We start from the raw sequence: 19,260 nt of genomic DNA, 5'->3' as shown, positions 1-19,260 counted from the left end.
CGCGCTTTTCCCGATCCCGCTTTGCGACGGCTACGATCCCCTTCGGCAACGGACATTGCGGGAAAGGCGTGGAATGGATCAGCGTGCGGACGGACCGGGCACCCCGGGGGCGGCGGAATCGGGTGCCGTGATTTCCCCGGAGGATTTGGACACCTGCCTGCGCGTTTTGGAGGCCGGTGGCCGGCTCGATCCGGAGGACCCGACGTCGGTGGCGCTGCAGCGCGCCGTCGGCCGGTTGTTCAAGGAGGTCAAGCGCGGCCGCCGGCGGGCCGCCCGCGACAAGCGCCTGGCCGCCGACCGCGCGGTCATCGAGGCCACCGCCACCGGCAGCGCCGACCGCATCGACGACGAGACCCTTGGCCTGGACCTCAAGCCCGCCCGAGAGCTTCCCGCCGGGTCCGTCCCGGAGGCCGTCGACGGCACGCCGGTCGATCCCGAGCGCTTCGCGGGCCAGCTGATCAGGTCCCAGAACTGCTACATCTGCAAGAAGCCGTTCACCCTCGTCGATCGCTTCCACCACCAGCTGTGCCCGGATTGCGCCGACGAGAATCGCCGCTGGCGCGATGCCCGCTGCGACCTCACCGGCCGCCGCGCGCTGCTGACCGGCGGGCGCGCGAAGATCGGCATGCACATCGCCTTGCGCCTGCTTCGCGACGGTGCCCACCTGACCATCACCACCCGCTTCCCCAAGGACGCCGTGCGCCGCTTCGCCGCGCAGGAGGACTCGGGCGAGTGGCTGCATCGGCTGCGCGTCATCGGAATCGACCTGCGCGACCCCGCCCAGGTGGTGCGCCTGGCCGACGAGGTCGCCGCGGCGGGGCCGCTGGACATCCTCATCAACAACGCCGCGCAGACCGTGCGCCGCTCGACCGGGGCGTATTCGGGCCTGACCGACGGCGAGTCCGCGCCGCTGGACCCGACCATCGGCGAGGCCGTGGACTGGGTCAGCCTGGGCACGACCACCGCCATCCACCCCGGCCAGCTCACCGGCGCCGCGGGCGAGGCGATCTCGGGTGCGGAGCAGGCCGCCGCCACCTTGTCCGGCACTGGCACCCGCACCGGCACCGTGGCGGCCACCGGCGCGACAAACGGCGCAGTCGACCTGTCCAGCGACCGCGCCCACTCGATCCACACCGACTCGGCGGCCGCCGATGCGCTCGTGTCCGCCGCACTGACCGGCGGTTCGGCGTCGCTGGACCGCGTCGCCGAGGGCACCGCCGTCGACGCCGGCGGCCTCATCCCCGACCTCGTCGCCCACAACTCGTGGGTGGCCACCGTCGGCCAGGTCGACCCCGTCGAGCTGCTCGAGGTCCAGCTGTGCAACTCCGTCGCCCCCTTCATCCTGGTCAATCGCCTGCGCCCCGCGATGGAGGCCTCGACGTTCGACCGGAAGTACGTGGTCAACGTCTCGGCCATGGAAGGCGTCTTCGGCCGCGGGTACAAGGGCCCCGGCCATCCGCACACCAACATGGCGAAGGCCGCACTCAATATGCTGACCAGGACGTCGTCAAGCGAACTGCGGGAAAACGGGATCCTCATGACCGCCGTCGACACCGGCTGGATCACCGACGAACGGCCGCACGTGACCAAGGAACGGCTGGCCAAGGAGGGTTTCCACGCGCCGCTGGACCTCATCGACGGTGCCGCGCGGGTGTACCACCCGATCGTCGCCGGCGAGACCGGCGGGCCGGAGTACTCGGGGGTCTTCCTCAAGGACTACGAGCCGTCGAGCTGGTAGCCGGTGAGCCACTCAGTCGATCAGCCACAGACCCGCACCGGCACGTGGCGCGACTCGAACCGGCTGCCCGAGCCGTCGATGCCGTGGAAGCCGGTGCCCCACGCGAAGACCGTGCCTGAAGCGGTGAGGCAGACCGTGTAATCGTCACCACCGTCGGCCTGGGTGACGTGGGTGCTGCCGGGCGGGGTGCCGCCTGGCGCGGGGATGGGCGCGGGGATGGTCATGGGCCGCGGCACCGGCGAAAACGACCGCACCCCGCCCGGCATGCCCAGCTGGCCCTGGTTGTTCGAGCCCCACAGGAACAGCGTCCCGTCGGTGAGGATCGCGCCGGCGTGGGCGTTGGCGGCGAAGATCCCCACCGCGGGTCCCGGCAACTGCACGCGCCCGGCCGCGCTGCGGGTGCCCGCGCCCAGGCCCAACTGACCACGATCGTTGCGTCCCCACGACCACACGGTGCCGGCGCCGTCGAGGGCCAGCGTGAAATCCCTGCCCGCGGCGATCTTCTCGAAGGCCACCGCCGTCGGCAGCAGCATCGGCCGCGGTTTGCCGCGGGCCTCGCTGCCGGAAAGCTGCCCGCGATTGTCGCGGCCCCAGCCCCACAGTGCGCCGGCATCATCGAGGGCCAGCGAGTGGCCCTGCCCCGCCACGACGGCGACGATGCTCCGGACATCGTGCGCCACCGGCAGCGGCGGCTGCGGCGAGACCTCCATGGCGGCGGTGTGGCCCAGGCGGCCGTTGAGGGGCGAGCCCCACGTCATCACGTGGCCGTCGGCGGTGATCGCCAACGTGTGGGTGTCGCCGCAGCTCACGCCGATGATCGGCACGGACAGGGCCGGTGACGTCGGCTCGCCCTTGAGCAGCGGCGCGTCGGCCACGCCGAGCTTCATCGAGTCGTTCGACCCCCACGCCGTCACCCGGCCGCGCGCATCGACGGCGACGGAGAACGAATCCCCCGCCGACGCCGCGGCCAGCGGGCCCCGGACCCCGGCGACCGGCCGCGGCACCGACGGCTTCGTGAACAACCCCAGCAGCCCCAGCTCCCCCCAGTGCCACACCACGCCGTCGGCGTCCTCCGCGACGACGTGCGACTTTCCGGCCCAGATCCGCCGGATCGCCGACGGCGCGTGCCGGTGCCGCGCGAACGGCGATGCGGGTGCCGGTGCCGCGGGTGCCGGGGCGGGCATGGTGCGGGCCCGGAACGGCGCCGCGGGGCTCGGCCGATCCTGCTTTGCGACGGGCCGGCGCGGCTCCTCGTCCATCTCCCCGATTGCGGCCAGCGCCGCATCATCGGCGATGGCGGCGCCGTCCGCGGCGGCGGTGAGGGGCTCGTGGGCCACCGTGAGACGGCCGACTGGGGCCAGTGCGCGGTGGAGCGTCGGCAGCGACGCGCCGCCGCCGATGACGAAGCACCCCACCGACCCGTCGGCGCGCAGCCCGGCGTCCGCCAGCGCCGCCGACACGAGCGCCCGCGCCCGGGACGACCAATCGGCGAGGATGCGGTCGAGGTCGGCGCGCGTGATCCGGACGGAGCCGTGTCCGTGGAGGGTGGTCACGGCGATGTCGGTCTCCGGCATACTGGCCAGATCCTCCTTCGCCCGGCGGACTTCGGCGCGCAGGGCCGCCAGCAGCGTGCGGTTGGTCTCCGCGCGCAGTGCCGCCGACAGCGGCGGATTCGAGTGGTCCAGGACCGTGCCCAGCCACGCCAGGATCCGCACATCGACGTCGTCGCCGCCCAGCGCCCTGTCGGACCGGTCCGCCAGGACCTCCGGCGCACCGGACCCGGTGCCCCGCAGGACGGTGACCTCCATCGAGCTGCCGCCGGCGTCGACGATGACGCCCGTGCCGCCCTCCGGCAGTCCGCGCCCGCCGGTCGCGTGCAACAGCGCCGCGACCGGTTCCGGGATCAACGCCGGTTCCGGCAGCCCCAGCGACCGCGCCGCCGCGGCCACCGGCGCGCGCAGCCGGTCGGACGCGCCGAGCGGCACGACGCACACCACCTGCTCCGGCGGCTCCGCATCGATGTCGGCGGCATGGCCCAGGACCATCGACAGCACCGGCATGACCAACTCCGCCGGATCACGGTCCACGCCGCCATAGCGCAGGCGCCCGGCCATAACCGAAGCCAGCGGAGCCGCCGCGAACGACGACGGATCCCCCGCCCCCGCGGCGATCGCCGCCACGCCGGCGCACGCGCCCGGGCCCTCGAAGCAGACGGCGGCGGGGGCGGAGGCCGAGCCGTCGAAAAGCACCGTGGCCCGCGACCCGCCGCCACCGCGCAGGCGCGCGGTCACCGTCGTCGCGCCGATGTCGAGCGCCAACCGCCGGACCATGCCGCCGGGACCCCTACTTCCCCGCGTCGACGTCGCGGGACGTGCCGGCCCGGCCCCCGTCGAAGGCCTCGATGATGCGCTCCGCGCCCAGCGTCGGGGTGATGTGGCCGTCGCGCAGCTGCGACTCGACCAGGGTCTGCGCCTCGCGCACGCCCTCATCGCCGGCCAGGCGCTGCAGCAGGGTCTCGTGGACCATCGACCACATCCACTTGACCTGCTGGTCCTGGCGGTTCTCGGCGAATTTGCCGGCGGCGACCATCGCGTCGCGGTGGTCGGAAACGGCCGACCAGAACTTCTCTATGCCATCGTTTTCCAGCGCCGACATGGTCAGCACCGGCGGCGTCCAGATCGCGTCCTTGGCGCGGACCATCTTCATCGCCGTGGCCAGATCGCGGGCGGCGCGCTTGGCCGGGCGCAGATTCGCGCCATCGGCCTTGTTGATGGAAATGACGTCCGCCATCTCCAGCACGCCCTTCTTGATGCCCTGCAGCTGATCACCGGCGCCGGCCAGCGCCAGGAACGCGAAGCAGTCCACCATCTGGGCCACGGCGACCTCGGACTGGCCGACGCCGACCGTTTCGACGATGACGACGTCGAAGCCGGCGGCCTCCAGCACAACCATCGACTCGCGGGTGGCCTTGGCCACGCCGCCGAGCGTGCCCGATGACGGCGACGGGCGGATGAACGCCGCGTCCTCCGCCGACAGTTTGGCCATGCGGGTCTTGTCGCCGAGGATCGAGCCGCCCGTCTTCGTCGACGACGGATCGATGGCCAGCACCGCGACCTTGTGGCCCTTGTCGATCAGGTGCATGCCCAGCGTCTCGATGGTCGTGGACTTGCCCACGCCCGGCACGCCCGTCAGGCCGACGCGCAGCGCGTCACCGGAAAACGGCAGCAGCTTGACCAGCAGCTCCTGCGCCAGCACCCGGTGCGCCGGGGCCGTCGACTCGAGCAGCGTGATCGCCCTCGCGAGCTTGGTGCGGTTGCCGGCCCGCACGCCCTCGAACAGCTCGTCGACGTCGATTCGCCGCCGCGCCCGGCGCACCACTTCCGGTGCCACCGCCGTGCGGCCCTCCACCACCGTGCCGGCGGTCGTGTGCAGAGTGCCGAGGTTGTCCTCGAGAAAACCCGTCATGTCCCCTTCTTACGGTAAAAGTCTTGCCGATACGCGTGCGGGGCGACCCGAAGGCCGCCCCGCACCCGCACCGTCGTGCCCGGCCGGCTCAGCGCCGGCCAATTCGCCGGCTCAGCGCCGGCCGGGCGCCGATCAGATGTCGGCTACACGTCGACGCCGCCGAACGCGCCCTCGGCGTCACCGGCGTCGACGTCGTCGGCGGAGCCGGACTTCAGTTCCAGGCCGAGGTCGGCGGCCAGCTTGCCGATCATGTCGATCGCCGCATCGGCGATGACCGTGCCGGGCGGGTAGATCGCGGCGGCGCCGGCGTCGTAAAGCTCCTGGAAGTCGCCCGGCGGGATGACGCCGCCGACGACGACCATGATGTCCTCGCGGCCGAGCTTGGCCAGCTCGGAGCGCAGCTCCGGCACCAGGGTGAGGTGGCCGGCGGCGAGCGAGGACACGCCCACGACGTGGACGTCGGCGTCGACCGCGGACTTGGCGGCCTCCTCCGGCGTCTGGAACAGCGGTCCCACGTCGACGTCCATGCCCAGGTCGGCGTACGCGGAGGCGACGACCTTCTGGCCGCGGTCGTGGCCGTCCTGGCCCATCTTCGCCAGGAAGATGCGCGGGCGGCGGCCCTCCTCGGCCTCGAACTCGTCGGCCATGGCGATGGCCTTCGCGACGTTGGACACGGTGCCCTCCTTGCCCACCTCGTCCTTGTACACGCCGGACAGCGTGCGGATCTCGGCCTGGTGGCGGCCGAAGACCTCCTCCATGGCGTCGGAGATCTCGCCGATGGAGGCCATGGCGCGGGCGCAGTCCACGGCCAGCTTCAGCAGGTTCTTGTCCAGGTCGCCCGGCTCGCCGGGGTTGCGGCACGCGTCGGTGAGGGCGCGCAGCGCGGCCTGGGTCTTCTCCTCGTCGCGCTCGGCGCGCAGGCGCTGGAGCTTCTCGTTCTGCTCCTGGCGCACGCGGGAGTTCTCGACCTTGAGGACCTCGATCTCCTCGTCCTCTTCGACCTGGTACTTGTTCACGCCGATGAGGGCCTGGCGGCCGGAGTCGATGCGGGCCTGGGTGCGGGCCGCGGATTCCTCGATGCGCAGCTTCGGGATGCCCTCGACGGTGGCCTCGGCCATGCCGCCGGCCTCCTCGACCTCGTCGATGTGCGCACGGGCGCGCTTGACCAGCTCGTTGGTCAGCCACTCGATGTAGTACGAGCCGGCCCACGGGTCGACCGGGCGGACCGTGTTCGACTCCTGCTGCAGCAGCAGCTGGGTGTTGCGGGCGATGCGGGCCGAGAAGTCGGTCGGCAGGGCCAGGGCCTCATCCAGCGCGTTGGTGTGCAGCGACTGGGTGTGGCCCTGGGTGGCGGCCATGGCCTCGATCGCGGTGCGCGCCACGTTGTTGTAGACGTCCTGGGCGGTCAGCGACCAGCCGGACGTCTGCGAGTGGGTGCGCAGGGAGCGGGACTTGTCGGTCTTCGGGTCGAACTTTGCGACGAGCTCCGCCCACAGGATGCGGCCGGCGCGCAGCTTGGCGATCTCCGTGAACGTGTTCATGGAGATGCCCCAGAAGAACGACAGGCGCGGGGCGAACTTGTCGATGTCCAGGCCGGCGTCCAGTCCGGCGCGGATGTACTCCACGCCGTCGGCCAGGGTGTAGGCCAGCTCCAGGTCGGCCGTCGCACCGGCTTCCTGGATGTGGTAGCCGGAGATGGAGATCGAGTTGAACTTCGGCATCTTCAGCGAGGTGAACTCGAAGATGGACGAGATGATCCGCATCGACGGCTTCGGCGGGTAGATGTACGTGTTGCGGACCATGAACTCCTTGAGGATGTCGTTCTGCACGGTGCCGCGCAGCTCCTCGGTGGGCACGCCCTGCTCCTCGGCGGCGACGATGTACATCGCCATCACCGGCAGGATCGCGCCGTTCATGGTCATGGACACGGACACGCCGCCCAGGTCGATGCTGTCGAACAGCTGGCGCATGTCGTAGATCGAGTCGATGGCCACGCCGGCCATGCCGACGTCGCCGGTGACGCGCGGGTTGTCCGAGTCATAGCCGCGGTGCGTGGCCAGGTCGAACGCGACCGACAGGCCCTTCTGGCCGGCGGCCAGGTTGCGGCGGTAGAACGCGTTGGACTCGGCGGCGGTGGAGAAACCCGCGTACTGGCGGATCGTCCACGGCTGGTTGGTGTACATGGTCGGGTACGGCCCGCGCATGAACGGGGCCAAGCCCGGGAACGAATCCACCGGGTGGCCCTCGGCGGCGGCGGCCTCGCGGTCGGCGCGGTCGTAGACGCGCTTGACGTCGATGCCCTCGGGGATCGTCCAGGTCTCGGTGGCGGCGTCGGCCTGATCGGCCGCCGCCGGGGCGGCGTCCGCGTCGGTGCGCGGCACGTCCGCGAAACTGGGGATGGTGCTCATTGGTCCGTTCACGCTCCCAGGGAGTCCAGCAGCCGCGAGAGCTCCGCGACGGCGTCGATGTTCATGGTCAGGTACCCGTCGGGGCGGGCGTCGCCCTCGGCGTCGGCGAAGAGCTTCTCCGGGCCGGCGACGAGCACCTCGGAGGCGCCGGCCGCGCGGGCGGCCTTGACGGCCTCGGCGCCGGAGGCGGCGTACTCGCCGTCGGCGGCGCACAGCACGACGATCGGCGAGGCCTTCGCGGCCTCGTCGAAGGCGGCCTCGCCCGGCACGACCTGGCCCGGGTTGAGCGCCTCGATGCCGCCGGAGGCGAGCAGGTTGGCGGTGAAGCCGGTGCGGATGTTGTGTTTGGCCAGCGGGCCCAGCGGCAGGATGGTGATCTGCGGGCGGCGGCCCTGCTCGGCGAGGAAGTCGTCCGAGCGGTTGCGCAGGCCCTCGAAGTCGGCGGCCCAGCGGCGGACGCGCTCGTTGACCGGGCGCGACTCCGGCGCCAGCGGCGCCTCGGCCAGGTTCGGGAACTCGTTGATCGCCGTGATCTTGGTGCGGCGGTGCGCGATGTCCTTGCGGCGGGCCTCGTAGGCGGCGTCGATGTTCTCGCGGACGTGGTCGTAGGCGGTCTCGATGCCGCCGTAGGACTCGACGTCGGTGAACACCTTCCACGCGCGGTCGGCGATCTCGTCGGACAGCTCCTCCACGAAGTAGGAGCCGCCGGCCGGGTCGGCGACGAAGCCCAGGTGCGACTCCTCCAGGAGCAGCAGGTTGGTGTTGCGCGCGATGCGGTTGACGAACTTGCGGGACACGCCCGGCTGCCCGCCGTGGACGGCGTTGTCGAAGGGCAGCACCTCGACGGTGGTCGCCCCGCCGACGCCGGCGGCGAACGCGGCGACCGTGACGCGCAGCATGTTCACCCACGGGTCACGCTGGGAGAACATCACCGGGGCGGTGACGGCGTGGTTCGGGGCGGAGCCGTGGTCGGGGGCGCCGGAGACCTCCGCGACGCGGGCCCACAGGGTGCGGGCCGCGCGGAACTTCGCGATGGTGTTGAACTGGTCGTCGGTGGCCGAGAACCGGAAGGAGATCTGGTCCAGGGCCTCCTCGGCGCTCAGGCCGGCGCCGGTGAGGGCGCGCAGGTAGGCAACGCCGACGGCCAGCGCGTAGCCGATCTCCTGGGCATCGGTGGCGCCCATGTTGGCGAAGGCCACGCCGTCGACCAGGAGGGTGCGCACGGAGCCCGGGCGCTTGGCGTTGGCCACGGCCATCTCGACGGCCTTGTCCAGCGCCACCTCGGCGGCGCCGGTGTACTGGCTGGTCAGCGGGGCGGCGGACAGCTCGATGTCCAGGGCCTCGGGATCCTTCACGCCGGCCTCGTCGACAAGCGCGAACAGGGCGTCCGCGGCCTCGGCGACCTGGTCGCCGGCCTCGATCGCAATCGGCGCCATGTCCAAGTACACGCCCTTGAGCACCGCGGGCAGATCCGCGGCGGTCAGGCCGTTGCGCAGATCGACGCGCAGCGCGGAGGTTCCGTTGGCCAGGGCGTCGATGAGCGCCTCGTTGACCTCGGCGGCGGAACCGGAGCCGGTGCGGCCGAAGGTCTCGCGCACGCCCCAACCGGCGTCGTCGGCCCCGCGCAGGCGGGCGCCGCGGGTGAACGGGAACTGGCCGGGGGCCGGGGCCTCCGCCAGATCGTCCGCCCGGGTGTACAGCGGGCGGACTTCCACGCCGTCGTACGTGGTCGTGTTGAGCTTCTTCCAGACGTCCAACGGCACGTCGGCGACGTCTTGCTTCCGCGCCCGGGCGAACACCCCGGCGACAGCCTTGTACCACGAGGCCTGCTGGTCCTCGAAGTCTGGCGGAAGCGCGGTCCCGGCGGCATTGGTGGCCGTTCGGTCAGTCACGGCGGACCTTCTCCCTTGCTTGTCATGCGCCCCGAACCCGGCCCCGGGGTGGCCCGGGTGGCCCGCGCACGGACGGCGCTTGTGTAGTGACGTACAACCGGCGGCGACGGGATTTCGGCGCTACTCAGCACCGTTCGCCCGCCGTGAGCCGGTCACCGTTCCAATACTAATTAGCCCCGGGGAATCTCCTCCGCCGGGTCGCTTCGCCCACCCCCGGAATGCGAGTTCCCGCCGGGCGATGGTGCCCGATCCCAGCATTAGCGGGCTTTACGACGTCCGAATCCCGGCGTATCGGGTGCGCCACGCCGTCTCCGGCGGCGAACGGGGGTAACCTCGGCGCGGTGTCAGCAACCCCCTCCCCTCCGCGCGGGCCCCGCATGCGCGCAGCCCGGCGGCGCGCCGCGCGCCCGCTGGCGTTGCTGGCGCTCGGGCTGGCCGCCGCGGTGGTGGTGTGGATCGTCGACGTGCCCACCTTCGATGCGATCCGGGGGTGGTCGGAGGCCACGGGGGCGTGGTTCCCGGTGGTGTTCTTCCTCGCCTACGTCGGCTTCACCCAGCTGCCGGTGCCGCGCACCGTGTTCACGCTGTCGTCGGGGATCCTGTTCGGGGCGTTGCCGGGCATCGCGCTGGCGCTGGCTGCGACGGGGGTGTCGGCGATCGTGTCCCTGGGCGTCGTGCGCCATTTCGCGCGGGATTGGGCGCGCGGGCTGCTCATGCGCCATCGCCGCGTGATGGACGTCGACCGCCGCCTGGAGCGCCGCGGCTGGTTGGCCGTCGCCTCGCTGCGGATGATCGCCGCCGTGCCCTTTGCGCCGTTGAACTACGCGTGCGCGCTGTCGTCGATACGCCCCGTGCCGTTCTTCCTGGCCACCGTCGCCGGATCCGCCCCGGGCACCGTGGTCACCGTCCTCTTCGGCGACGCGCTGGCCGGCGGGATGGACTACCGCATCCTCATCGCGACGGCCCTGCTGGTGTGCCTGGGCCTGACCGGATTGATCATCGACGCGCGCATGCCGGTCGTCGATTCCGTCAAGTCACCACGGTAGACTCGGGGCATGTTCGCCGTACACGCCCGTTATCGGGGACGTTCCACCCGCCGCGCCGAGCACGTGCGGGCATCGGGGGTCGCGCTGTCCCGGCTCGAGGGTGTGGGCACGGTCGCGCCGGCGGGGGTCGAGGAGTTGTCGGCGCACCCCCGCGACGCCGTCGCCGTGACCACCCTGACGCTGGCGCTGCTCGCCGCGGGAGACTGGTCGATCGGCATCGGCGTCTCCCCCGCCGGCGATGCCGATGCCGCGTCCGTCGCCGCCGCCGGCGTCTTGGGCGCGGGCGGTCGCGCGGGCACGGTCCGCGCCCGCATCCGCACCGGTGATCCGGGAGGCAAAGAGCTTTCCGACGATATCGCCGCCGCCTTCACCCTCCTCCACCACGTCATTTCGCGCAGGTCCCCGGAGGGCCGCGAGGCGACGAACCTCGTGCGCGCCGGATGGACGCAGGTGGAGGCCGCCGCCGAGCTCGGCGTGAGCAAGCAGGCCATCAACCAGCGGCTGCAGGCCGCCGGGTGGCACGCCGAAGAGTCCGGCTGGTCCCTGGCCGTGCACCTGCTCCAGCGCGCCGCCCGCGACTGACGCCATCGAGTTCGGCGTGCCGGGTGTGCTCGACCGAGCTCAGGCTCCGCTCGGTCGAGGCACGCAAATGGCCCGGTGCACGCGGGAGAATGCGTGCGCCGGGCCGTCGTCAAGCAAAAACCGTGGCCTACCGCAGCGGGCGCTGCGGATCCGGCGCGGTGCCGTCACCGAACGGGCGGCCACCGAGGGACTCGCGGCCATGCGGGGTCAGCCAAACGTCCTCCGACGGGCCCTTCGGGATGATCTGCGTCGGATTGACGTCCTCGTGCACCACGTAATAATGGGCCTTGATCTGGTCGAAGTCGACCGTCTCGCCGAAGCCCGGCGTCTGGTACAAGTCGCGGGCGTAGGCCCACAGCACCGGCATCTCCGCGAGCTTCTGGCGGTTGGCCTTGAAGTGGCCGTGGTAGACCGCGTCGAAGCGGACCAGCGTGGTGAACAGGCGGACGTCGGCCTCCGTGATCGTGTCGCCCATGAGGTAGCGGCGATCGGCCAGGCGCTCCTCGAGCCAGTCCAGCGCCGTCCAGAGCCGGTCGTACGCGGCGTCGTAGGACTCCTGCGAGCCCGCGAAGCCGCAGCGGTAGACGCCGTTGTTGACCTCGGTGAAGATGCGCTTCATGACGGCCTCCATCTCCTCGGCCTGGTGCGCCGGCCACAGATCCGGGGCGCCCTCGCGATGGAACTGCGTCCACTGTGTCGCGAAATCGCGCGTGATCTGGTCGAAGTCGTTCGTGACCACCGCGCCGTCGCGCTCGTCGACCATCGCCGGCACCGTGATGCCGCGGGGGTACTCGGGGTCGCGCGCGAAGTAGGCGTCCTGCAGGCGCTCGATGCCCAGCACCGTGTCGACGCCGCCGGGGTCGAGATCGAACGTCCACGAACGCGGATCGTGCACCGGGCCCGCGAGGCCCATCGAGATGACGTCCTCCAGGCCCAACAGGCGGCGGACGATGATCGCGCGGTTCGCCCATGGACACGCCTGCGCCGCGATGAGGCGGTAGCGATTCGGCTCGACCGCGTAGCCGTCCTCCCCGTCGACCGTGATGCGCGTGGTGATGTACCGCATGTCCCGATTGAAGTCATTGCCCTTGTCCACGTACACGCCCGGGGTGTCGTGCGGGTTCGTGGGCTGGTCGGTGGTGGTGGCCTGGTCGGGCGTCGTCTGTTCGCTCATGAACCCCACCATAGATGACGTGTCAACAACCCGCAAGGGTCGTCGGTCGTCGCGCCTTCATGCTGGTCCGATGGCCTGATCCGACGGCCGTCGCTTTGCCTCGGCATCCCCGCGACCCCTCGATTCTGCCGCACTCCCTGATTCGATCGTCCCCCTTCGGCCTCTTTCATCGCTCGCGTCACTCGTGCCCCAAATCTCGGTGAGTCGCCCCAAACGACTCATGAGGTCGAGAGAAAACCGCAGGTCGTCGTCAAGCGTGGTGAGTCGTTTGGGGCGATTCAACCGCCGCTAGTTTCCAGTGTGACTGGCGTGCCCGCCACCGCCCGTTCCCCCGCCCACTCCCCGCGCCCGCCCTCGGCCACCATCGGCGCCTGCCCCCGTCACCATCCGCATCTTCCCGCCCGCTCACCGCTCGCGCAGGCGATACCCCTCGGGCCAGCGCACGCCGGCCGGAACGAACAGCGCGGTCGACTCGGCGCCGTTCGCCACCGCCGCCCGCTGCCGCTCCAGCGCGGCGATGACCATCCGCAGAGCCTCGCCGGACACGATCTGCGGATACGTCACGCGAAGCACCGCCAGCCCCTCCTGCACCATCTCGGTCTCGCGTCGCCACTCGTACATCGACCGCGCCTCGCCGTCGCCGTACCGCCCGCTGAACTTGTGCTTGCCGTGCACCTCGATCATCAGCAGCAATCCCGGGTACGACAGGTCGACCTTGCCGATGTAGATGCGATCGCCCGTGAACACCCTCAGCTGCATCTCCGGCGCGGGCAGGCCGGCCTCGATGATCTGCGCGCGCATCAGCGATTCGGCGGCACTGTCCGGGAACTGCGAAGCGCACGCCACGGTGGTCAGGGCGTCGGCGGATTGCGGTGCGAGTGCCGCCGGCCTCATGAGGTCGATCGCCGAATGCTGCTGCCGCAGCGCCGAATCCGCGGCGACGAGCCCCTGCCCGAACCCGTGCCGGTGCGTGATGTCCGCGACCGTCGCGCCGATCGACGTCACCGGCCGACCGTCGACCAGATCGACCTCGCCGGCATCCCACCGGAATCGGCTCTCGTGGATGTTTCCCCTGGTCTCGATTCGACGCCGCAACGGATGCGCCAGTTCCACGACGTCCTCGCCCGGCGGCACCGGCCAACGCGGCACCATGCCGGACGTTGCGCTCTCGATCACGTCGACCACTTCGAGCCCGTGCACCAGCGCCGCGCTGCGTCCGACGATGACCATCCCGGGTCGCCCGTCGACGCTGCTCAGGTGGTGCAGTCGCCGCCGTTCGGTCTGGTCCATCTGGTCCCAGTCGGCCATGGCGATGTAGGTGTTCGGATGCAGCCGGTGCAGTTCGCCGCCGCGGCAGCGCCGTTCGAGCTTCTGTCGGTCATTTCTGGAGATCCCCCTCAGTGTCTTCATGCCCTATTCGACGCGCCTCGCGCCCATTCGGTTCCATCTAATTTCCGCGCGACGCCGTCCGGGGGTGGCGGGGCTCCGCGTCGTGGCCGCGTCAGCCTCGGCCGAATGAGTCAATTTCCTGCTTTACGACGACTATTCGCCCCAATCGACTCACCCACTCTTTCCGCGACCTGGCGTTTTCCGGCCCCCCGGTGAGTCGTTTCGGGGGGATCCGGCATCCACTGCGAACGGAAGTGACGCGTGTGAAATGGGCCAATTCGTCACAGTGACGTTGACGGGTGTGGGGCGGACGTTGGGGTGTGAAATGCCGGGGTCGGGCGTAGAGCGATGTTGGTGGGTGCGGAGTGACGTTGGGGTGTGGAGATGAGGTGGCGCGGTTCTACCACCCCAATGACGAAAGCGGCGACCGATCCGAAGATCGATCGCCGCCTCGTGAACGTCGCGACGGTTCACCCGCCGGGGTTCCGCCGATTAGCCGGGGAATCCGGGGTGGCCGGGTTCCGACCGGTAGTCGGTCTGACGCTGCCCCGGCTGGCCGGGCTGGTGAGCGTGCTGACCCGGTTGGCCCGAGTGCCCAATCTGGCCGCCCGTCTGGCCCGGCTGGCCCGGCTGGCCGGGCTGGTGAGCCTGCTGGCCGAAGCCGCCGGCACCAGATCCACCTGCGCCCGCAGCCGTGCCGGCACCACTCGTGCCCGCGCCTGCACCAGCACCCGCGGGGCGGGAGTCGCCGGAGGGCAGGCCGCGCTGCGCGTCCCGGCCGCCCTCGCCCGGGATCGGCGACTCCTTGGCCGCCTCCTCCACCGACTTGCGCTTCGACTGCGCCGCCAGCGCCGGATCCTCGACTGGGCGGTTGGCGACCTCGTTGGCCGCGGCCACCGCACGCGCGATCTCCGGGTTCGACGACATGTCGAACCAGTCCTCGTCCTTGTCCCGGTCCGCCTCTTCGCGGGCCTCGTCGGTGACGGCCGGCGGCTCGTAGCGGAACACGCCATCCTCGTCCGGCTTGCCGAACGCCCGCGCGAAGCTCTCCAGCGAATCGCCGAACTGCGACGGCACCATCCACACGGTGTTGCCGTCCTTGTTCGCCAGCTCCGGCAGCTTCTCCAGGTACTGCCACGCCAGCAGCTCCGGCGTCAGCTGCGACGCCTTCACCGCGGCATTGACCTTCTGCACCGCACGGGCCTCGCCCTGCGCCTGCAGGTAACGGGCGGCGCGGTCGCCCTCGGCGCGCAGGATCGTCGCCTGCCGCTCACCTTCGGCGGCGAGGATCGACGCGTGCTTGTTGCCCTCCGCCGCGAGGATCTGCGCCTGCTTGCGGCCCTCGGCGGTCTTGATGTCCGCCTCGCGCGTGCCCTCGGCCGTGAGGATCATCGCGCGCTTCTCGCGGTCCGCCTTCATCTGCTTCTCCATCGACTGCTGGATCGACGGCGGCGGCTCGATGGCCTTCAGCTCGACGCGGGCGATGCGCAGGCCCCACTTCGCGGTGGCCTCGTCCAGCTCGCCGCGCAGGCGGCGGTTGATGTAGTCGCGCGAGGTCAGGGTCTCCTCCAGCGTCAGCCCGCCGACCACGTCGCGCAGCGTCGCGGTGGTGATCTGCTCGATGCCGAAGATGTAGTCCGCCACGCCGTAGATGGCGCGCGCGGGGTCGTTGACCTGGAACGTCACCACCGTATCGATGGCCACCGTCAGGTTGTCCTCGGTGATCACGGCCTGCGGCGGGAAGGTGACCATCCGCTCGCGGGTGTCCACCTTCTCGCGCACGCGGTCGATGAACGGGATGACGAACGCCAGCCCACCGGACAGCGTCCGCGTGTACCGCCCCAGCCTCTCGATCACGGCGGCCTCGCCCTGCGGGACGAGGATGATCGCCTTGCTCACCAGCACCAGCACGAGCAAGACGAGTACGACGGCGAAAATGATTCCCGCCATGGGCTCACACCTCCTTGTCCACGACGGCGGTGTTGCCGTCGATGTTCACGACCATGACCCGGTCCCCCGGCGAGAATGTCACGCCGGGCACCAGCGCGCGCGCCGACCACAGTTCGCCGGCGATGCGGATCATCCCGGCGTGGTCGTCGACCGCCTCTTCGACGGAGGCGGTCCGCCCGGCCAGCTGCCGCGGGTTGGATTCCACCTTGTCGGAGTCCACGCCGCGGAACATTTTCCGCCGCAGCGCCGGCCGCACCAGCCCGATCAGGCCGATGCTGGTCACGGCGAACACCGCGATGTCCACCCACAGCGGGGTATCGGCCAGCGATACGCCGGCGGCGGCCAGCGCGCCTCCCGCGACCATCAGCATCGACAGATCGCCGATGAGGAGCTCGAGGAAGACGAGCAGGATGCTCAGTCCAAACCATATGATCGAAGCCACGCGCCCAGCCTACAGAAGGCCGCGGATGCCCGTTCGAAAAAGATTTCGCTTGACGACGCCCACGTGGCCGTCGTCAAGCGGAAAACCCGGGGGAAGCGGGGCGCGTCAGCCCTGGTGGGGCTCGGTGACGAAGTCGACGAGGCGCTCGACGGCGCCGATGAGCGTGGGCTCCAGATCGCGGAAGGAATCGACGGCGCCGTAGACGCGGCGCCACCCGTCGCGCGGCTCGCCCCAGCCGAGGCGGTCGCAGACGCCGGTCTTCCAGTCCTCGCCGTAGGGCACCTCGGGCCAGGCGCGGATGCCGACGGCCGCCGGCTTCACCGCCTGCCACACGTCGATGTAGGGATGGCCCGTGACCAGGACGTGCGGCCCGACCTGCTGGGTCATGCGGGACTCCTTCGAGCCCTCGACGAGGTGGTCGGCCAGCACGCCGACGCGGCGGCCCGGGCCGGGGCCGAACTCGGCGAGGCGCTCGGCGAGGTTGTCCAGGCCCTCGAGGTGCTCGACGACGACGCCCTCGACGCGCAGGTCGTGGCCCCAGACCCGCTCGACGATGGCGGCGTCGTGGATGCCCTCCACCCAGATCCGGCTGGGCAGGGCGACCTTCGCCTGCACGTCGGCGACGCGGCGCGAGCCCGATGCCGACCGGTCCAGACGAGGATCGGCCTTCTTCGGCGCCGGGCGCACGAGGGTCACGCGGCGGCCGTCGACGAGGAACGCGCTGGGCGTCATGCGCAGCACGCGGACCTTGCCGCGGCGATCCTCGAGCTTGACGCAGTCGGCGTCCTGCAGCTTCTCGAAGCCCACCACCGCCCCCACGTACCCGTCGACCGCCGACTCGACGACGAGCCCCTCCTCCGCCGGCACCTCCGGCGCCACCATCGCCTTGCGGCGCGCGTGGCCGCCGGCGCCGCCGAAGATGTCCTGCGAGGCATAGGGGTCGTGGAAGCTCATGGCGAATCAGGGTAGCCGACCCCGGCGCCGGTCCCGGGGAGGCGTAGCCGGGGTGACAGCCGGGGTGACAGCCGGGGTGACAGCCGGGGTGACAGGCGGGGTGACAGCCGGGCAGGCGTTGCCGGATCGGCGGCCGGGCAGGCGTTGCCGGGATGACGGCCGCGTCGGCTACCGTGTCGTCCCATGGAACGACCTCCGGTGGATCGCGTCGCCGTCGATCAGGTGTGGACCCCCGTCCAGCACACCGCCCTGTGGTTGGGCGCGTGGGTGACGGGGCAGGTCTCGTATGACCACTTGCTCGACGCGCTCGACGCCGTCGGCGGCCCGCATTCGGCGGAGCTGGTCGATGCGACGGTGCCCGACGTCGTCGACGTCGACGCGCCGCTGGATCGGGCGGGGCTGTTGCGCCTGGTCCGGGCCGTCACCGAGGGCGGCGCGTGGGCCCGCGACGCCGAGCCGCCGGTGCGGCTGGTGCTCTCCGGCCCCGGCGAGGCGCCGATGCTGCCGGCGGGAACGGAGCTTTACGACGCCGCCTCCCGCGCCGGTGCGGCCATCGTCCTGGCGGACGCCGCCCCGGGTTGGCATCACGTCCTCGTGCCCGACCGGTTGGTCGGCTCCGGCGGCGTGCGCTGGTTGTGGTGGACGGTGGAGGGGCATTTGCCGGAGCCGGCGCACCTGTCCCCCGGCGAGGCGGACATGATGCTCGCCGACGCCACCCGCCGCGCGGCGGCGAATATTTCGGCGTCGGGCCCGGCGGCGCGGTTGGGGGTCGGCGCCCCCGACCCGCGGTTGATGGTGGGCACGCTGACGGATCACTTCGATCTCGCGGAATTGCCCGGCGAGCTGCCGCGCCGCGCGGGCGGGCTGCTCGCGCGGGCGGATCGTTTGGCGGCGATCCTCACCGTCGGCCGCGCCGACGTTCCCGGCGCCGGTGCGGCGCACGACCCGCACCTGATCCCCCTGTGGCGCGACATCCGCGCGGCCCGCGTCGCCGCCGTCGACCACGCGGTGCGCGAATGGGCGGCGGACTACGCCGGGGCGTGAGACGGCCGCTTGGCCTGAACGCAGCAGTCGACGGCGCACGGCTTGCCGTCGCAGGCGGAGCCGAGCAGCGGTTCGCGGCCCAGGCGCCGGGCCTCGGCGCCGTCGGTGCGCTCGCGGATGAGTTCGACGATCATCTCGGTGAACGCCTCGGTCGGCCCCGGCGTGGCCACGCGCTCGATGACGATGTCATGGGCGTCCATCTCGTCCTGCAGTTCGGAGTCGAGGTCCCACACGACCTCGATGTGGTCGGAGATGAATCCGACCGGGCACACAACGGCCGCGTTGGTGCCGCCGGCGAAGACGTCCTCGATGTGGTCGACGATGTCCGGCTCGAGCCACGGCACCTGCGGCGGGCCGGAGCGCGACTGCCAGACGACGTCGAACTCCGTGGCGCCGACCTGCTCGGCGATGAGCGACGCCGCCTCCGTGACCTGGCGCGAATACAGGTTGCCGCCCAGCGACGCGGGACCCGAGGACGCATCGGCCGAGTTCGGGATCGAGTGCGCGGTGAACACCAGGCGGGCGCCGTCGCGGCGGTCGGCCGGCAGCTTCGCCCGCGACTCCTCCACGGCGCGCGCGAACTCGCCGATGAACAGCGGGTGGTCGTGGAAGCCGCGCAGCTTCTCCATCTCGATCGACCCGAGCTCCGGCTTCGACGCAAGGTGCTCCTGCGCCCGGGCGATGTCCTCGTGGTACTGGCGGCAGCCGGAATAGCCCGCCCATGCCGACGTCGCGAACACCAGGGCGCGGGTCACGCCGTCCCGGGCCATCTCCTCGACGGTGTCCTCCACCATCGGGTGCCAATTGCGGTTGCCGAAGTACACCGGCAGATTGATCGATTCGTCGGCAAGCTTCTTTTCCAGGTTCGCGATGATCTCGCGGTTCAGGTCGTTGAGCGGCGACCTGCCCCCGAAGTGGTGGTAGTGCTCCCCGACCTCGTCCAGGCGCTCGGGCGGGATGCCGCGGCCGCGGGTGACGTTTTCCAGGAACGGCCGGACGTCCTCCTGCTTCTCCGGCCCGCCGAAGGACAGGACCAGAATGGCGTCGAAGGGGCGTGTCGGGGCGGCGTCAGTCATGGGGGCCAGCTTAATCCGCGGGCCCCGGGCGTCGAGCAAGGGGACCCTTGGTTGCGCAGTGGTTCGTTGCGGAGCGGTTCGCCGGGCCCCGCCGGGCTCC

Annotated in this window: 14 protein-coding genes; 4 read left to right on the top strand and 10 right to left on the bottom strand. The window is 71.3% G+C overall.

Features of this window, described 5'->3' with window-relative positions; translation table 11 throughout:
* The first annotated feature begins 73 nt into the window (after nt 1-73).
* A complete protein-coding gene (locus tag ACFWGD_RS08630) occupies nt 74-1,738 on the top strand; it encodes an SDR family NAD(P)-dependent oxidoreductase (RefSeq protein WP_377778252.1) in 1,665 nt (554 codons plus the stop codon).
* Between the two features lie 20 nt (nt 1,739-1,758).
* Here ACFWGD_RS08630 and ACFWGD_RS08625 read toward each other — a convergent pair whose 3' ends face one another.
* From ACFWGD_RS08625 to ACFWGD_RS08610, 4 genes are all read right to left on the bottom strand, one after another.
* A complete protein-coding gene (locus tag ACFWGD_RS08625) occupies nt 1,759-4,068 on the bottom strand; it encodes an Hsp70 family protein (protein WP_377778251.1) in 2,310 nt (769 codons plus the stop codon).
* A gap of 13 nt (nt 4,069-4,081) precedes the next feature.
* Nucleotides 4,082-5,203 (bottom strand): methylmalonyl Co-A mutase-associated GTPase MeaB, encoded by a 1,122-nt coding sequence (gene meaB / locus ACFWGD_RS08620; protein WP_377778250.1) that lies wholly within the window; start codon nt 5,201-5,203, stop codon nt 4,082-4,084.
* A gap of 143 nt (nt 5,204-5,346) precedes the next feature.
* Nucleotides 5,347-7,611: a methylmalonyl-CoA mutase gene (scpA, locus tag ACFWGD_RS08615; protein WP_377778248.1), complete on the bottom strand. Its 2,265-nt coding sequence runs from the start codon at nt 7,609-7,611 to the stop codon at nt 5,347-5,349.
* A gap of 8 nt (nt 7,612-7,619) precedes the next feature.
* On the bottom strand, nt 7,620-9,503 hold the full coding sequence (locus ACFWGD_RS08610; RefSeq protein WP_377778246.1) for a methylmalonyl-CoA mutase family protein: 1,884 nt from the start codon (nt 9,501-9,503) through the stop codon (nt 7,620-7,622).
* 341 nt (nt 9,504-9,844) lie between these two features.
* On the opposite strand from ACFWGD_RS08610, the gene ACFWGD_RS08605 reads away from it, so the two are divergent.
* Both ACFWGD_RS08605 and ACFWGD_RS08600 read left to right on the top strand, forming a co-directional pair.
* Nucleotides 9,845-10,549 (top strand): TVP38/TMEM64 family protein, encoded by a 705-nt coding sequence (locus tag ACFWGD_RS08605; protein ID WP_377778244.1) that lies wholly within the window; start codon nt 9,845-9,847, stop codon nt 10,547-10,549.
* 9 nt (nt 10,550-10,558) lie between these two features.
* On the top strand, nt 10,559-11,131 hold the full coding sequence (locus ACFWGD_RS08600; RefSeq protein ID WP_377778243.1) for a DNA-binding protein: 573 nt from the start codon (nt 10,559-10,561) through the stop codon (nt 11,129-11,131).
* 127 nt (nt 11,132-11,258) lie between these two features.
* Here ACFWGD_RS08600 and ACFWGD_RS08595 read toward each other — a convergent pair whose 3' ends face one another.
* The 5 genes from ACFWGD_RS08595 to ACFWGD_RS08575 all read right to left on the bottom strand — a co-directional run bounded on the left by ACFWGD_RS08595 (nt 11,259) and on the right by ACFWGD_RS08575 (nt 17,040).
* Nucleotides 11,259-12,305 (bottom strand): glutathione S-transferase family protein, encoded by a 1,047-nt coding sequence (locus ACFWGD_RS08595; RefSeq protein ID WP_377778241.1) that lies wholly within the window; start codon nt 12,303-12,305, stop codon nt 11,259-11,261.
* Between the two features lie 405 nt (nt 12,306-12,710).
* On the bottom strand, nt 12,711-13,715 hold the full coding sequence (locus tag ACFWGD_RS08590; protein WP_377778239.1) for a hypothetical protein: 1,005 nt from the start codon (nt 13,713-13,715) through the stop codon (nt 12,711-12,713).
* A gap of 471 nt (nt 13,716-14,186) precedes the next feature.
* Entirely contained in the window at nt 14,187-15,644 is a 1,458-nt protein-coding gene (locus tag ACFWGD_RS08585) for an SPFH domain-containing protein (protein ID WP_377778238.1), read from the bottom strand.
* 4 nt (nt 15,645-15,648) lie between these two features.
* Nucleotides 15,649-16,086 carry an NfeD family protein gene (locus ACFWGD_RS08580; protein ID WP_377778236.1) on the bottom strand — a complete coding sequence of 146 codons (438 nt, stop codon included), beginning with the start codon at nt 16,084-16,086 and terminating at the stop codon, nt 15,649-15,651.
* 105 nt (nt 16,087-16,191) lie between these two features.
* Nucleotides 16,192-17,040: a DUF3097 domain-containing protein gene (locus ACFWGD_RS08575; protein ID WP_377778235.1), complete on the bottom strand. Its 849-nt coding sequence runs from the start codon at nt 17,038-17,040 to the stop codon at nt 16,192-16,194.
* 183 nt (nt 17,041-17,223) lie between these two features.
* Between ACFWGD_RS08575 and ACFWGD_RS08570 the strand changes: the two genes are divergently transcribed.
* Nucleotides 17,224-18,084, top strand: a complete 861-nt coding sequence (locus tag ACFWGD_RS08570; protein ID WP_377778234.1) for a hypothetical protein — start codon at nt 17,224-17,226, stop codon at nt 18,082-18,084.
* Here the strand turns inward: ACFWGD_RS08570 and ACFWGD_RS08565 are convergent.
* Entirely contained in the window at nt 18,069-19,160 is a 1,092-nt protein-coding gene (locus ACFWGD_RS08565; protein ID WP_377778233.1) for a ferrochelatase, read from the bottom strand. The genes ACFWGD_RS08570 and ACFWGD_RS08565 overlap by 16 nt on opposite strands.
* Nucleotides 19,161-19,260 lie beyond the last annotated feature (100 nt).

The sequence above is a fragment of the Corynebacterium sp. NPDC060344 genome (genome assembly GCF_042725215.1).
Lineage (GTDB): Bacteria > Actinomycetota > Actinomycetes > Mycobacteriales > Mycobacteriaceae > Corynebacterium.
Note: the sequence above shows the minus strand (reverse complement) of the source record. Positions and strands in the feature narration are given on the sequence as shown.